Source organism: Microbacterium sp. zg-B96 (genome assembly GCF_030246865.1).
Taxonomy (GTDB): Bacteria; Actinomycetota; Actinomycetes; order Actinomycetales; family Microbacteriaceae; genus Microbacterium.
Genome location: NZ_CP126738.1, coordinates 2,523,208 through 2,538,100 on the forward strand (window position 1 = coordinate 2,523,208; position 14,893 = coordinate 2,538,100).

Annotated in this window: 17 protein-coding genes; 9 read left to right on the forward strand and 8 right to left on the reverse strand. The window is 69.9% G+C overall.

The features are described 5' to 3' along the window. Positions 1-350: 350 nt before the first annotated feature. Positions 351-698 (forward strand): hypothetical protein, encoded by a 348-nt coding sequence (locus QNO11_RS11835; protein ID WP_257508083.1) that lies wholly within the window; start codon positions 351-353, stop codon positions 696-698. Positions 699-721: 23 nt separating this feature from the next. Here QNO11_RS11835 and QNO11_RS11840 read toward each other — a convergent pair whose 3' ends face one another. Further along, positions 722-2,422 (reverse strand): ABC1 kinase family protein, encoded by a 1,701-nt coding sequence (locus tag QNO11_RS11840; RefSeq protein ID WP_257508735.1) that lies wholly within the window; start codon positions 2,420-2,422, stop codon positions 722-724. 56 nt (positions 2,423-2,478) lie between these two features. Beyond that, complete coding sequence (locus QNO11_RS11845; protein WP_257508082.1) at positions 2,479-3,087, reverse strand: PadR family transcriptional regulator; 609 nt, start codon at positions 3,085-3,087, stop codon at positions 2,479-2,481. A gap of 189 nt (positions 3,088-3,276) precedes the next feature. On the opposite strand from QNO11_RS11845, the gene QNO11_RS11850 reads away from it, so the two are divergent. Then, entirely contained in the window at positions 3,277-3,927 is a 651-nt protein-coding gene (locus tag QNO11_RS11850) for a CatA-like O-acetyltransferase (protein ID WP_257508081.1), read from the forward strand. A 5-nt stretch (positions 3,928-3,932) separates the two neighbouring features. Here QNO11_RS11850 and QNO11_RS11855 read toward each other — a convergent pair whose 3' ends face one another. Then, a complete protein-coding gene (locus QNO11_RS11855) occupies positions 3,933-4,517 on the reverse strand; it encodes a M15 family metallopeptidase (RefSeq protein ID WP_257508080.1) in 585 nt (194 codons plus the stop codon). 87 nt (positions 4,518-4,604) lie between these two features. Between QNO11_RS11855 and QNO11_RS11860 the strand changes: the two genes are divergently transcribed. The 4 genes from QNO11_RS11860 (at position 4,605) to QNO11_RS11875 (ending at position 7,606) form a co-directional block, all read left to right on the forward strand. After that, positions 4,605-5,273 carry a response regulator transcription factor gene (locus QNO11_RS11860; protein WP_257508079.1) on the forward strand — a complete coding sequence of 223 codons (669 nt, stop codon included), beginning with the start codon at positions 4,605-4,607 and terminating at the stop codon, positions 5,271-5,273. Then, positions 5,270-6,367: a sensor histidine kinase gene (locus QNO11_RS11865; protein ID WP_257508078.1), complete on the forward strand. Its 1,098-nt coding sequence runs from the start codon at positions 5,270-5,272 to the stop codon at positions 6,365-6,367. Before QNO11_RS11860 ends, QNO11_RS11865 begins: the two co-directional genes overlap by 4 nt. 62 nt (positions 6,368-6,429) lie before the next feature. Further along, positions 6,430-7,038: a putative glycolipid-binding domain-containing protein gene (locus QNO11_RS11870; protein ID WP_257508077.1), complete on the forward strand. Its 609-nt coding sequence runs from the start codon at positions 6,430-6,432 to the stop codon at positions 7,036-7,038. A 34-nt stretch (positions 7,039-7,072) separates the two neighbouring features. Then, positions 7,073-7,606, forward strand: a complete 534-nt coding sequence (locus QNO11_RS11875; protein WP_257508076.1) for a GNAT family N-acetyltransferase — start codon at positions 7,073-7,075, stop codon at positions 7,604-7,606. 28 nt (positions 7,607-7,634) lie between these two features. Here the strand turns inward: QNO11_RS11875 and QNO11_RS11880 are convergent, their stop codons facing one another. Further along, entirely contained in the window at positions 7,635-8,921 is a 1,287-nt protein-coding gene (locus tag QNO11_RS11880; protein ID WP_257508075.1) for a M18 family aminopeptidase, read from the reverse strand. A 74-nt stretch (positions 8,922-8,995) separates the two neighbouring features. After that, positions 8,996-9,613 carry a TetR/AcrR family transcriptional regulator gene (locus QNO11_RS11885; protein ID WP_257508074.1) on the reverse strand — a complete coding sequence of 206 codons (618 nt, stop codon included), beginning with the start codon at positions 9,611-9,613 and terminating at the stop codon, positions 8,996-8,998. An 82-nt stretch (positions 9,614-9,695) separates the two neighbouring features. On the opposite strand from QNO11_RS11885, the gene QNO11_RS11890 reads away from it, so the two are divergent. Continuing rightward, on the forward strand, positions 9,696-10,136 hold the full coding sequence (locus QNO11_RS11890) for an ester cyclase (protein ID WP_257508073.1): 441 nt from the start codon (positions 9,696-9,698) through the stop codon (positions 10,134-10,136). Positions 10,137-10,381: 245 nt separating this feature from the next. On the opposite strand, the gene QNO11_RS11895 is transcribed toward QNO11_RS11890, so the two are convergent. Beyond that, positions 10,382-11,755, reverse strand: a complete 1,374-nt coding sequence (locus QNO11_RS11895) for an FAD-binding oxidoreductase (protein ID WP_257508072.1) — start codon at positions 11,753-11,755, stop codon at positions 10,382-10,384. A 154-nt stretch (positions 11,756-11,909) separates the two neighbouring features. Between QNO11_RS11895 and QNO11_RS11900 the strand changes: the two genes are divergently transcribed. Both QNO11_RS11900 and msrA read left to right on the forward strand, forming a co-directional pair. After that, a complete protein-coding gene (locus QNO11_RS11900) occupies positions 11,910-13,040 on the forward strand; it encodes a helix-turn-helix transcriptional regulator (protein WP_257508071.1) in 1,131 nt (376 codons plus the stop codon). A 170-nt stretch (positions 13,041-13,210) separates the two neighbouring features. After that, positions 13,211-13,759, forward strand: a complete 549-nt coding sequence (gene msrA, locus QNO11_RS11905) for a peptide-methionine (S)-S-oxide reductase MsrA (RefSeq protein ID WP_257508070.1) — start codon at positions 13,211-13,213, stop codon at positions 13,757-13,759. 55 nt (positions 13,760-13,814) lie between these two features. Here the strand turns inward: msrA and QNO11_RS11910 are convergent, their stop codons facing one another. Continuing rightward, positions 13,815-14,312, reverse strand: a complete 498-nt coding sequence (locus QNO11_RS11910) for a DUF427 domain-containing protein (protein WP_257508069.1) — start codon at positions 14,310-14,312, stop codon at positions 13,815-13,817. Then, entirely contained in the window at positions 14,309-14,791 is a 483-nt protein-coding gene (locus QNO11_RS11915) for a pyridoxamine 5'-phosphate oxidase family protein (RefSeq protein ID WP_257508068.1), read from the reverse strand. Before QNO11_RS11915 ends, QNO11_RS11910 begins: the two co-directional genes overlap by 4 nt. Positions 14,792-14,893: the final 102 nt, after the last annotated feature.

Sequence of the window (14,893 nt, forward strand, 5' to 3'; positions counted from 1 at the left end):
GAGCTGGTCGTCAGTCCATGGGATTTCGGGCATGGTTGTGCATCTCTCTCGTCGGTGCGCGCGACAGCGCGGCGTGGGACCGGACAAGAGAGGAGAGGCAAGGCCTCAGAAGACGACTAGCCGTTCAGGATGCCGATGCGGCTCAGCCCCGGCAGTTCGATCGAGGTCACGCAATAAGCCTATTGCCTCCCCGACACGGTCCGAAATGTCGCACGTCTCTTCTTCTTCGGCGCTCGACGGCTGTCGCGCATAACTCAATCCTTTTCTCCGCCTTCCCCGCACCCATATGCTGTTTCGCATTGCACCAACTCCGCATAGTGCCCGACGACTCGTATGTGAACGGTGATTAGGTGAACACTGACGTTTCCGCTTTGACCACGGACATGCTCCGATTCGCGGCGCTTCTCAAGCAGGTAGCCCGGCCCGGACCCTCCGCCGCCGTGGACTTCATCGAGCAGGCAGAGAAACTCCTCGCCGATTCGTCACCCGAGACCATCGATGAAACGCGCCTGTGGCTTTCCAAAATGCTGCAGTACACCGGCGACAACAGCATCTTCGACCGATACGTCCTGAAGGACGGTGAGCCCGATACCGATCTGAGCCGCGAGTATCTGGAGCTGGCCAAGCGACTTCGCCGGTACGCGTACCCGCGCCTCTTGGTCGTGAATCCCTACCGCCGCAAGTTGCTCTCCTCGTAGGATTCGAACCCGCGCGAGCTCCGCTAACCCGCCCCGCGCGACCCGCCGCCGCCGAGCCACCCGGCGAACACGGCGTGCAGCAGCGGCAGCACCGACGCCCACATCAGCACGATCCCGAACACCTCATCCGTCCCCCGCAGCAGCGCGCCGCCCACCAGCAGCGCCCCGAACAGGACCGCCGAAATGATCCGCCGCGCCGCGCGCTCCAGCCGCGCCAGGCGCCGGTCGATCCGCGGCGTCTCGACCGCGAGCCCACCCGACTCGATCCGATCGATGAACGCGTCCAGACGCCCCGGCAGCGCGGCAGCGACCGACAGCGCCGAGCCCGCCTGCTTCATCACGTCCTGCACGAGGTTGCCCTGCTCGTCGCGCATCAGCTGACCGGCGAACGGCTCGATCGCCTCCCAGATGTTGAAGGCGGGGTTCAGCGAGCTGCACACCCCCGAAACCAGCGACATCGACCGTATGATCAGCAGAAAGTTCTCCGGCAGCTGGAACGGCATCTCGCGCACGACGTCGCCGAACTCCACGGCGAAGTCGCGGAACTCCTTCGGATCCACCTGCTGCAGCTCCGCGAACCCCATGCCGCCGAAACGCGCGAACAGCTGCGTCATCGCGCGCTCGAGCTCGCGGGTGTCGGCCGACGGCAGCAGCACGCCGACGTCGCCGATGTTGTCCACCAGCCCCTTACCGTCGCGCGCGGCGACGGCGATCACGAGCCGGCGCAGGCCGCGGCGCAGCGACTCCGACACTTCGCCCATCATCCCGAAGTCGACGAAAGTCAGCTGGAACGGCCGCGACCCCGCGGCATCCGTCCCATTGTCCGAAGCGAGCACGGGCGTGACGAAGATGTTGCCGGGGTGCGGGTCGGCGTGGAAGAACCCGTCGCCGAAGAGCTGCCCGAACATCACCGACGCGAAGACGTTGGCCACCTCGCTCGGGTCGATGCCGGCCGCGCGCAGCCCCGCGACGTCGTTGATCTTGATCGCGGTGACATCCGACAGTGTCAGCACCCGCCGGGTGGTGCGCTCCCACACCACCTCGGGTACCGTCACGCGCGGGTCGCCGACGGCGTTCTCGGCGAACCGCACGGCGTTCTGGGCCTCGAGCATGTAGTCGATCTCGGCGAGGCTCGTCAGGGCGAACTCCTCGACGAGGGCGGGCATGTCCACGCGACGCGAGACGGCCTGCACGCGGCTGAGCCACACCGCGACCCTGCGCAGCGCTTTCAGGTCGACGTCGACGACCTGCTGGATGCCGGGCCGCTGCACTTTCACCACGACCGCGTCGGAGCCCAGCACTTCGGCATCCAGCGGCGCGAGCCCGGCGCGATGGGCCTGACCGAGGGATGCCGCAGCCACCGGCACCTCGTCGAACCAGGCGTAGGCGCGGTCGAGCGACACCCCGAGTTCGGCTTCGGCAAGCTCCCGGATCGCCGGGAACGGCACCGGCGGCACCTCGTCCTGCAGCCCCTCGAGCTGCTTGGTGATCTCGGGCGGCAGCACGTCCAGGCGCGACGACAGGAACTGACCGACCTTGATCATCAGGCCGCCGAGTTCGACCGCCAGCACGTGGAAGCGCTCCGCGATGCGCGTCATGCGCGCCGCGCGGCTGCGCGCCGTCACCCGTGCCAGCCCGAGGCGCGGCAGGAACAGCTCGTACCACCACGACTGCAGCATGTAGCGCGCGGCGAAGCGCAGGATGCGCCCGCGGCGAGCGCGCATGCTCCCCACGCCGGGAACGCTCGCGTGCGGTTCCCGGCGCTCCGTCGTCACGCGGATCAGCTCTGTGCGAGAAGGGCGTACAGCCGGCGCCGGGCCTCGTTGAGAATCTCGACGGCTTCCTGCACCTGCTCGGGCGTGCCCGAGCGGCCGACCTGAGCGGCGGCCTGAGCCAGGTCCATGCCGGCCTTCGGCAGAGCGGTGACGCGGACGTTCTCCTTGGTGGTGCTCTCCCAGGGCGCGGACTTGCCTGCAGCGGCATCCGCTTCGATGTGCCCGGCCTCGGTGAGGGCGTAGGTCTTGCGACCGCCCGCCTCTTCCGCGGTGATCAGGCCCTCGTCGGCAAGCAGTTGCAGGGTCGGGTAGACGCTGCCGGCGCTGGGCTTCCACGAGCCGCCGCTGCGCTCCTCGATCTCCTGGATGATCTGGTAGCCATGCATCGGGCGCTCCGCGAGCAGCGCGAGTACCGCGGTGCGCACGTCGCCGCGTCCCATGCGGCTGGTGCCGCTCGGGCGGGGTTCGAATGCGCGGCGCAGCTGGTCGACCGCGTCCCACACGCCCTGGCCGAGGTCGCCGATGCCGAAGCCGTGCGAGCCTGCGCCGCCGAAACCGCTGGCTCCGCCGCTGCCGCTTCCGCCGAAGCCGCCCGTACCGAATGAACCGTTCATGATGGTCCCCCTCTTACTGTCGGCGAGTCTCACCGATACCTGACGATATATCGTTCACGGCGGATGCAACAGGGGCTCGTGCGATCGCGGTACCCCGCGTTTGGGGCGCGTATCCGGCATCGAACCCGCGATACCCCGCGTTTGGGGCGCGTATCCGGCACCGAACCCGGCCACTGCAAGGATGAACGGATGGATGCCTCGACCCCTATCGCCCTCGACACGTGGCATCGGCGCCAACACTTCGAGCACTACCGCCAGAATGCCTGCACCTACTCGATGACAGTGGAGCTGGATGCGACCGCCTTCGTCGCCGCGTTGCAGGCCTCATCACGCAAGACGTACCTCGCTCAGATCTGGGCGCTCGCGACGCTGGTCAACCGTTACGACGAGTTTCGGATGCACCTGGACGACCACGGCGAGCCGGCAATCTGGTCCCGCGCGCACCCGGCGTTCACCGTCTTCAACGCCGAGCGCGAGACGTTCTCGTGCGTCTGGGCGCCCCACGACCCCGATTTCGCGGCGTTCCACGAGGCTGCAGCTCTGGTGGTCGCCGAGCACCGCAACGCGACGGAGTTCTTCCCGCAGGGCGCTCCCCCGCCCAACGCGTTCGACATCTCGTCCCTGCCCTGGGCGTCGTTCACCGGCTTCAACCTGAACATCCGCGGCGACGAGGATCACCTCGCTCCGATCTTCACGCTCGGCCGCTACGTCGACCGCGACGGGCGCACGATGCTGCCACTCGCCGTGCAGATGAACCACGCCGCAGCCGACGGGTTCCACGTTGCACGGCTGGTCAACGAACTGCAGGAGCTGCTGAGCGATCCCAGCTGGGTCGGCTGAGCATCTCACCCCGCGGCATCCGGCAGCATCGTCGGGCACACTCCCCCGGGCTCTGTCGCGAGTTCGAAGTGCCACCGCTCGTTCGAGTACGTCTGGCATAGCCCGTACCGGGATCCGTTGTCGATCAGCCATAGCTGCGCATCGAGCGACGCGATGTCGACGGCGTCCCCGGTGACGTGGTGCGAGTTTTCCGGCGTCGCGACGAACTGGCGCGCCAACTCCTCATCGGCCCACAGTTCGATGCGCTCGTCGAGCATCCACTGCTGCAGCTCGGCGCTGCGCCAGCCGCTCGTGATCTCGAACGTGACGCCGTCTGCGGCGGCATCCGTCTCGGCCCGCAGCATCGCTTCCCGCAGCTCCGGGTCGAGCCTCGAGATCGCCGGCAGGTGCGTCGCGTCGAGCGTCACCGAGATGCCGTCGGCGAGCCGGCCGTCGGCCTCGCCGGGCGTGTGCAGCGCCGCCTTCATCGGACCCCACAGGATGGGCGACAGCATCGCCAGACTCAGCAGCACCGCGACGATCACGAGGATGAGGGACGCAATGACGACGGTCTGGCGGCGGCGCACGGGGCGCTGGGTGCTCTGGAACATGACACCCATCCCACGCGGGCGCGTGTTGCCAGGGCGTCGCCGAAAACTCAGACACTCCCGATACACCGGCGCACCTACGATGGGCGCATGCGGGTGCTGATCGTCGAGGACGAACCGTTCCTCGCCGAGGCCATCCGCGATGGGCTGCGGCTCGAGGCGATCGCCGCAGACATCGCCGGCGACGGCAACACCGCGCTGGAGCAGCTGGCGGTCAACAGCTACGACGTGGTCGTGCTCGACCGCGACATCCCCGGCCCCAACGGCGACGAGATCGCCCGGCGGCTGTCGGCCACGCCCGGCGGCCCCCGCATCCTCATGCTCACCGCCGCCGACCGGCTCGACGACAAGCAGGCCGGGTTCGAATCCGGCGCCGACGACTACCTCACCAAACCGTTCGCGTTGCGCGAGCTGGTGCTGCGCCTGCGCGCCCTCGGGCGACGCCCGGCGGTGGGGAACCCGCCGGTGCTCGAGCTCGCCGGCATCCGCTTGGACCCCTTCCGCCGCGAGGTCTACCGCGACGGTCACTACGTCGCGCTCTCGCGCAAGCAGTTCGCCGTGCTCGAGGTGCTGATGAACGCCGCCGGCGGCGTGGTCAGCGCCGAAGACCTGCTCGAACGGGCCTGGGACGAGAACGCCGACCCCTTCACCAACGCCGTGCGCATCACCATCTCGTCACTGCGAAAGCGGCTCGGCGAGCCGTGGGTGATCGACACGGTCCCCGGCGTCGGGTATCGCATGACGGATGCCGCATCGTGACGCCGCGCCTGCCCGGCCCGTCCGTACGCGTCAAGCTCACCCTGAGCTATGCAGTGTTCCTGCTGATCGCGGGACTCGCGCTCTTCGCGGTCGGGGTGCTGCTGCTGCGGTTCGTGCCCGAGGGCAACCTCACGCTGCTCGAGGGCGGCTGGGTGCCCGACCGAAGCGACCTGATGGACGTGTTCGTCCGCTACGCGGGCTGGGCACTGGCGCTGTTGGTCGTCATCGGCCTGGCCGGCGGCTGGTTCCTCGCGGGATGGATGCTGGCGCCCATCGACCGCATCGCCAAGGTCGTCCAGCGTGCCGGCGATGCCGGATTCGACGATCGGGTGAACCTGCCCGGGCGGCGCGACGAGCTGACCGACCTCGCGGATGCCTTCGACGGAATGCTCGACCGCGTGCAGCACACGATCGAAGAGGAACGCCGGTTCGCCGCGAACGCGTCGCACGAGCTGCGCACCCCGCACGCGATCATCCGCACGATGGTCGAGGTCGCGCAGGCCGACCCCGAGGGGCGCGACATCGACCTGGTGTTGCAGCGCATCGCCGCGACCAACGAGCGGGCGATCGCGAGCACCGAGGCGCTGCTGCTGCTCGCGCGCGCCGGTCGCGGCGACGTCGCGAAGGAGCCGGTCGACCTCGCCACGCTCGTCGCGGAAGTCCTCGACGACGTGAGAGAGGGCTCGCGCGGCGCGGGCACGGTGCACATCGAGGAGGCGCTGCACGCGGCATCCGCCTACGGCAACCGCGGCCTGCTGACCCGCGCTGTGGCGAACCTCGTACAGAACGCCCTCGTGCACAACCTGCCCGAGGGTGGGCGGCTGGCGTTGTCGACCGATACCGCACCGGGCGGTGCCGCCGTGCTGACGGTGTCGAACACCGGACCGGTCATCGATCCGGCGGTGGCGCAGACGCTGACCGAGCCGTTCGTCCGCGGCGCGGGGCGTGCCCGCCCCACCGGGGAGGAGGGGGCGGGGCTGGGGCTCGCGATCGTCGCGTCGGTGGTGCGGACGCACGGCGGCCAGTTGCAGATCACCGCGCTGCGCGAGGGTGGGCTGCAGGTGCGCATGACGCTGCCGCGCGGCGCCGTATGACCCGGTATCCGTCGCCACGCAAGGCCATTGCCCCGCAACAGGGCACCAGGTAGACCGGATGCGTGGACAGCGAGCGATACCAATGGCGCGGTGAGGACGACCCGTCGCGCATCGACACCGCCTATGTGCGGTTCCGGCCCGCCGCGATGCGGGCGCACGGCTCCTCGGTCACGCGGCAGTACACCCTGTCGTGGACGCTTGACGTGGGCGAGGGCTGGCTGACGCAACACCTGCGAGTGCGGGTTCTCGGGAAGGGCTGGTCGCGCTCCCTCGACCTGCGGCGCGACAGCGCGGGCGAGTGGCGTTCGACCGTCGCGCAGACCGGGACCGTCGACCTGCCCGCGCCGGGCATCGGCCCCGACGTGGACCTGCACGATGCGGTGGACTGCGACCTGGGGCTGTGTCCCGTGACGAACGTCATGCCGATCCGCCGACTCGACCTGCATCGCAGCGATCACGACGAGACCCGGCTGGCCATGGCGTGGGTCGAAGTGCCGACGCTGCGGGTGCTGCGCAAGGAGCAGCTGTACAGCTCGCACTACGACGGCGTCGAGCGCAAGGTGCGCTATCGCACCGGCGACGGGGAGTTCACGTCCGACATCACGGTGGACCATAACGGCATGGTCATCGACTATCCCGGGCTGGCGTGGCGCGTGACCGCCGACGCGTGAGCCCGTCCCGGCCCGCCCCCAATACGCTGGTCGGATGACGACGTTGATGCGCGCCTGGACCGCCGACGACGCACCGGCACTCGTCGACGCGGTCACCGCCACGCCCGATCTCGTGACGCAGCTGCCCGTCGATCGACTGGGTTCCCCCGCTGCGGCGGGCGCGTTCATCGCGGAGTCGCTCGGATCGGATGCCACAACGCGCAACTGGGTCATCGTCGCCGCCGGGCTGCCGGTCGGCAACGTCGCGCTCACCCGCATCGATGCCCGGCACAACACCGCGTGGGTTTCGTACTGGCTGGCATCCGGATTCCGCGGTCGAGGTTTGGCGGTCCGCGCCGTGGTCGCCGCCGCGGAGTGGGCGTTCACCGACGGCGCCCTCTTCCGGCTGGAGCTCGGGCACCGGGTGAACAATCCGGCATCCTGCGCCGTCGCCACCCGCGGCGGGTTCATCGCCGAAGGGATCGAACGCGCGAAGCTCCGCTACGGCGACGACCGCTTCGACGTGGAACTGCACGCGCGGCTGGCCACCGACCCCGCGCCGGCGGTCGAGCCGCTCCCCCGCGAGTGACCTCCGCGCGCCCCGCTCCCGGCGAGGCTCAGCCGCGGAAGAAGACCTCCGCGACGCGCTGCAGGTCCCACAGGTCGCTCACGCCGGCGAGTTCGCGGGCGGAGTGCATCGACAGGATCGGGATGCCCACGTCCACCGTGCGCATGCCCAGCCGCGTCGCGGTGATCGGGCCGATCGTCGAGCCGCAGGGCACCGCGTTGTTCGAGACGAACTCCTGCGAGGCGACTCCCGCGGCGGCGCACCAGCCGTTCCAGGCCGCCGCTCCCATGGCATCCGTCGCGTAGCGCTGGTTCGCGTTGATCTTCAGGATCGGACCCTGCCCGAGCTTCGGCTGCACCACCGGGTCGTGCTTGTGCGCGTAGTTGGGATGCACGGCGTGACCGACGTCGCTCGAGACGCACCAGCTCGCAGCGAGCGCACGCAGCTGCTCCTCGCGGTCGGCGCCGAGCCCGATCCACACCCGCTCCAGCACGTCCGAGAGGAAGGGCCCCGCCGCCCCCGACCGCGTCCCCGAACCGACCTCTTCGTGGTCGAACACGGCGAGCATCGGGATGTGGTCGCCGTCGAACCCGTCGGCGGCACGCACCAGCGCAACGACGCCGGCATGAACGGATGCCAGATCGTCCAGGCGCCCGGACGCGAAGAAGACGTCGTCGAGCCCGAAGACGGTGCCGCGGGCAGCGTCGGCGGTGACGATGTCGTAGCCGCGGATTCGCGCGGCATCCACCCCCGCCTCCCGCGCGAGCTCACCGAGGATGTCCGCGGATTCCGCTTCGCCCAGACCCCACACCGGCTGGGTCTGGGTCTGCTTGTCCAGGGCCAGGTGGTCGTTGGCCTCGCGGTCGAGGTGGATCGCCAGCTGCGGCAGTCGCAACAGCGCGCCGGTCGCCGTCAGCACCGACGAGCCGTCGTCGAGCACCAGCCGGCCGGCCAAGCGCAGCTCACGGTCGAGCCACGAGTTCAGCAGCGGGCCGCCGTAGATCTCCACGCCCGCCTGCAGCCAGCCGAGCTTGCCGGTCGTCGGCTGCGGCTTGAGCTTGAACCCGGGCGAATCGCTGTGCGCGCCGAACACCCGCACCGGCGTCTGCGCGGTCGCGCCCTGCGGCACGACCCACGCGATCGCCGCGCCGTCGCGCACGACGACGAAGCGACCGCCTGCAACGTGCGGCCACGACTCGCCTTCGTTCAGCAGCGTGAACCCGGCATCCAGCAGTCGCTCGACGACATGGGCGGCGGCGTGGAAGCTCGACGGGGACGACGCGACGAACGCGGCCAGGTCGTCGGCATGGGCGAGCGCATCGGCGGCTGCAGGCACGAAGGGACTCCTCGGGTTGGTCGGTGCTTCGATCGTAGTTCGCGGGTTGGACGGGTCCGAAGACGCGGGCCGCATCACGGCGTCGCGCGCAGCAGTTGCGCCACCAGCATGCCGGCGAGCCACTCCTCGAAGCGCTCCGGCTCCCAGCCGGAGTCGACGACGAGTTCGCCGAAGACCCCGGGCGCGGCGAACGCCCGGTAGATCGCCTGCGCATCCGCCAGCGGCTGCACGAGCGACTCCTCCACCGACGCGATCAGCTGGTCCATCACCCGGTTGCGGCCGCGAAGCTTCGCGCGCAGCACGGCGCGGGTGTCGGCATCCTCGTCCATGGCGGTATCGAGGATGCGCACGACGTCGAAATCGGTGGCGTACAGCACCGTGAGCCAGTGCGCGGCGCCGCGCACTCGTGCGACCGGGTCGGGCTCGGCCAGGATGCCGCGGGCGAGCCCCCGAGCGTCGGCGCGCTCCAGCCAGCGCTCGCAGATGAGGTTGAGGATCTCGCGCTTGGCTCCGAACGCGGCGTACACGGTGCGGTTGCCGACGCCGGCCTCTTTCGCGATGGCATCCATGCTCGTCGCCGCGTAGCCATCACGCGCGAACAGGCCCTGCGCGGCCTCCGCGATACGCACGCGGGTCGCCTCCGCCTGCTCCTGGCGGTACGACGAACCATGGGTCTTGACGTCCGGCTCCACGAGAGCAACACTAGCTACTGCATTCGTTGCAGTGTTACTGCATCGAATGCATAGCCAATGCACCCAACGGAGGGGCAAGGACATGGATGCCACACGGATCGAATCGGCCGCCCTGCAGGTGGTCGAACGGATGCTGCACGAGGGCTTCGCCACGGGCAATCAGGACATCGTCGACGAGCTGTGCTCGCCCGATCTCATCGAGCATCAGTTCGGGCTCTCCGGCAGCGGCCCCGAGGCGATCGCGAAGGTCAAGCGCGGCATCGCCGACGTGCACCGCGCGATGCCCGACCTCGTCTTCCGGGTCGCCGACTGGGCCGAGCACGACGACATCGTCTGGGTGCGCGCCGAAGCAGAGGCCACGAACACCGGACCGTTCCTGGGACCGGCGACGGGGCGACCGGTGAGCTTCACCGTGATCGACGTCGCACGCGTGCGCGATGGCCGCATCGTCGAGCACTGGGGAGTGCCCGACCGCTTCGAGATCCTGGTGCGACTGGGGCGAGTGCCCCAGGTCGCCGAGTGAACCCAGCGGTCAGCTGATCACGAGCGCGACGGAGCCGGAGGCGGCGGTACGGCGCAGCTTCTGCGAGGCACGGATCATCGTGACCGGGGCCGGGTTCGGTCGTCGCATCCGGCCCCCGCGAGCGCGCTGCAGGGGACGTTCGCGACGACCGAGCGGGGTGGATGCCGAAGCCCGCGCGCTCGGTCGTCGCATCCGACCCCGCAACCCCCCGCGAAGGACTGTTCGCGACGACCGAGCGCACCGGCCTAGAACGGCCTCGCCGGCACGAACACCCCCTGCGGGTCGTGTTCGGCTTTCAGCTGCCGCAGCCGCTCCAGCCCCGCGCCGTAGGCGGGGGTGGCATCGGCGTCGGCGACATCGATGAACGTCAGCGCCACCGCACCGGTGTGCCACGGCGCCAGCGCGGCGACGGCCGCGCGCACGGCGGCATCCACCATCGGCACGCTCTCCGGCGTGGGCGCGATTGCGAGCCCTTGCACGACGTACTCGCCGGCGATCGCCGACAATGCCCCGCCGTCGGCAATCGGCCGCGCCGCGGCTCCCCCGATGTGACGCAGTTCGGCGACGAACAGTCCGGGCGTGGCCGAGACGGCGACGAACGCGTCGACGGCCCCGGCGGGCAGCCCATCGAGCACGGCGTGCGCCGAGACGGCGGGGGTGGGCGTCGGCGGATCCATGTGGATCTCCACGACGCCGGCGGCGGGAATGCGCGCGAACGTGTCGATCTCGGGCGCCAGGGCACGCAGTGGCTCGAGCAGGGCGGATGCCGCGGCATCCGTCTCCAGGATCGCTCCATCGATCACGACGAGCGACCGCCCGCTCAGGAACGGGGGCAGCTCGGGCATCGGCGGGAGGTGCAGGATGCGCAGCGCTGTGGTCACGCTCTCCGGCGCCGCCGCGGTCCACTGCGCCCACGCGTGCGAGACGCGCGCTGCGTGCGACACGTCCCACAGCAGCATCCCTGCGAACACGTCGGGATACGGCAGCAGGTCGATCTCGACCGAGACGACCACGCCGAACGCGCCGGATCCGCCGCGCACCGCCCAGAACAGGTCGCTGTGCTCGTCGGCGCTCGCACGCACGAGCGCACCGTCGGCGGTCACCAGCTGCACCTCGCGTATGCTGCCCACGGCCAGGCCGTGCGCTCGGGCGTAGAACGACACTCCGCCGTTGAGCGAGTAGCCGACGACCGAAACGTCGCCCGCGCTGCCGTGCAGTGCGGTGAGACCGTGCGGGGCGCTGGCGGCGAGCACGTCGTTCCAGTGCGATCCACCGAGCACCCGGGCGGTGCGCACGGCCGGGTCGACGGTCACGCCGCGCAGCCGCGCGAGGCTCACGATCACGACGTCGGATAGGTCCGCCCATGACAGCGCCCCGGCGGCGTGACCGGTCGACTGCGGCGCGACGCGCAACCCTGCGGCGGCGACGGCGCGCACGACGTCCACGACATCTTCGGCGCTCTCGGGCCGCGCGACGGCGAACGGGCGCTGGTCGGCGACGACGTTCCAGGGCAGGCGGGCGGTGTCGTACTCGGCGTCGCCGGCGAGCACGATCCGGTCCCCGAGCGCGTCCCGCAACTGCGTTGCACGCGTGTCGACGGGCTGGTCTTGCAGTGTCATTTCAACTTCTTCCGATTTTGTCTCGTACGGATAGGGCCGACGCCGAGTCTGCCGAGGCCCCCGCGGCGCCACCATCCCAGTGCAGGAGGGAATTCGTCACTCCCAGAAACCTGGGGGATGGTGCAATCCACGCGGCGCGAGCACACTGATCTGCATGGCCTCGGCACTCGCCCTGGGGCGCGCCCGCAGCGACATCGATGTGATGTCGCGCGCCGGGTTGCCGCTGCTGCATTTCGCCGATGAGGCCGCCGCCGCCCTGCAGACGGCAGTCCCGTTCGTCGCAGCCTGCCTGTCGACGCTCGACCCGGCCACCGCGATGGTGTCCAGCACCGCCAAGCTCGGTGCGCTCACCGGACGCAATGAAGGGGACATCCTCTGGGCGCAGATCGAGTACGGCGGCGACGACCCCACCACGTACAGCGCGATGCTCGCCGCTGGCGAGGTCGCCCTCGGGCTGCACGAGGCGACTGCCGGCGAGGTGGAGCGCTCCCCGCGCATGGCGCAGCTGTTGCGGCCGCACTTCGACTTTCACGACGAAGCCCGGGCCGTGTTCACGGACCGCAACGGCAGCTGGGGCGCCTTCGCTGTCTTCCGGGGCAGCGACGACGCGCCGTTCTCCCCCGACGAGATCGCCTTCATCGCGGCGGTTGCGCCTGCGTTCACCCGCGGCATCCGCACCGGCCTGCTCGCCCAGCAGGGCAGCGTCGACGAACCGCCCGCCGCCGGCCCCGCCGTGGTCGTGATCGACGCGCACGATCGCATCGTGCAATCGAGCCCCGCCGCCGAGCAGCAGCTGCGGCAGGTGTCCGCCGCCGCCGGAATGGGAGACCCGCTGGTGGCGGTGCAGGCTCTGGTCAGCGCCGCGCGCCGGTTGACGCGAAGCGAGAGCGACCGGATGCCGCGCGTACGCGTCCGCCGCCACGACGGCGTGTGGCTCGTGCTGCAGGCCGCGCCCCTGGGCGGCAGCGGCGACCGAGCCGGCGACGTGGTCGTGACCATCGAGCAGGCCCGCCCGCAAGAGGTCGTCGACCTCGTCGCGGCCGCCTTCGGACTGACGGTGCGCGAGCGCGAGGTCGTCGGGATGGTGCTGCGCGGCGCCGACACCCGGGAGATCGCCGGTGCGATGCACCTGTCGCCGTACACCGTGCAGGATCACCTCAAGTCGGTGTTCGACAAGGCTGGCGTGACCAGCCGCCGCGAATTGGTCTCGCGGGCGTACTTCGATCAATTCGCCCGGTCCGCCGCCGTGCTCGGCCCCGGCGGCTGGCAGGCATCCGCCACCTGATCTCCGGCGGACCAGCACAACTCAAAGCCCGCTCCCAGGTTCACGGGACCAAAACGGCACCGGCATCCGTTGCTCTCTATGACCGACCCCGGCCCAGCGGCCTGCACAGCCTGAAATACTTCAAGAGCCCTACCGGGCCGCTGACACGACAGCATCGAGGAGCACGCATCATGACCGACACCGGAGCCATCACCCGCACCCCCGGCACCGAGACCGCCGTGCTCGCCGGCGGCTGTTTCTGGGGCGTCGAAGACCTGATCCGCCGCCAGCCCGGAGTGCTCGACACCCGCGTCGGCTACACCGGCGGGCAGAACGACCACCCCACCTACCGCCACCACCCCGGTCACGCCGAGGCAGTCGAGATCGTCTTCGACCCCACCAAGACCACCTACCGCGACATCCTGGCGTTCTTCTTCCAGATCCACGACCCGTCGACCCTCAACCGGCAGGGCAACGACATCGGCACGAGCTACCGCTCGGCGATCTTCCCGCTCACCCCCGAACAGGAGCAGATCGCGCGCGAGACCATCGCCGACGTGGATGCCTCGGGGATCTGGCCCGCCAAGGTCGTCACCACGATTGAGCCGGCCGGCCCGTTCTGGGAGGCCGAGCCCGAGCACCAGGACTACCTGCAGCGCATCCCGAACGGCTACACCTGCCACTTCGTGCGTCCCGGCTGGGTGCTGCCCAAGCGCGACGCCGCAACGCAGACCGCGTAATCACGACGACGAAGGGGTGGATGCCGCGCGGTCGCCGGCATCCACCCCACTGCTGTCACCATCCGGTGGAGCCGGGCGCGCCCTTGAACGGTCCGACGACGTCGGGCGTAATCCACCCGCCGTAGAACCTGCCCGGCTGCGGCACCACGACGTCGTCATCGACGAGGCACCGGTCCATCGGCTGCGGGTACACCGCGACGCGATCGGTGAGCAGCTCGTACCCGCGCGAGGGACGAGGGTAATTCCACGCCGCCGCCGCACGGATCACCTCGCCTGCCTGCACGTCGAGATAGCGCGCGGCCCCCTTGAACTCGCAGAATGACGTCCCCTGGCCTGGGCTGAGCGACCCCGGCGCGAAATCGGCGATCGGCAGGTAGTAGACCGGCGGATGACTCGTCTCAAGCACCCGTACGACGTCGCGGGTGTCGACGATCTGCTGTCCGCCCAGCTCGATCCGCACCCGCCGGTCGACACGTTCGACGCGAGGCGGTCGCGGATAGTCCCACACCGACTCCTGCCCGGGGCCGACCTCCTCGCGTACCGGACGTGTCACGTGAGATCGAACTTCTCGTTCTCGCCCTCGAGGCGCTCACCGGTGACCTTGTGCTTGACGAATGCCAGCGCGCTCGCGACTCGGCCGCCCGGGCTGTCCCAGTACTCGCCGCTCTCGGCGTTGACCTTGAGCAGCACGATCTCGGGATCCTCCGGACCCTGCGGGAACCAGGCTTCGAGCCCCGAGTTCCACTGCTCCTTCAACTTGGCCTTGTCATCGACGATCTCGGCGGTGCCGGCCAGCGACAGCCAGGCGTCGTTGGAGCTGAACGAGACCCCCACTTTGGGGTCGTGCAGCACGTGCTGGGCGGCGGCGGCGTGACGACCGATGACGAACCAGAGGTCGCCGTCGGACTCGGTCTCTTGCACGGTCAACGGGTGCGCGGTCAGCTTGCCGTCGGCTTGCCGCGTGGTCACCATCGCGAAGCGGAACTTCTTGAGCAGCTCGTTCAGCTTCTCAAGCTCGGTCGTGTCAGCCATGGGGCGTCCTTTCGTTGGACAGCGGATGAGTGCCATCCCACCGTGATCCCCGCTGCGGCGGAACGGGTTGACAACCTCCGCACCGCCGCCCCGGGCGGCATC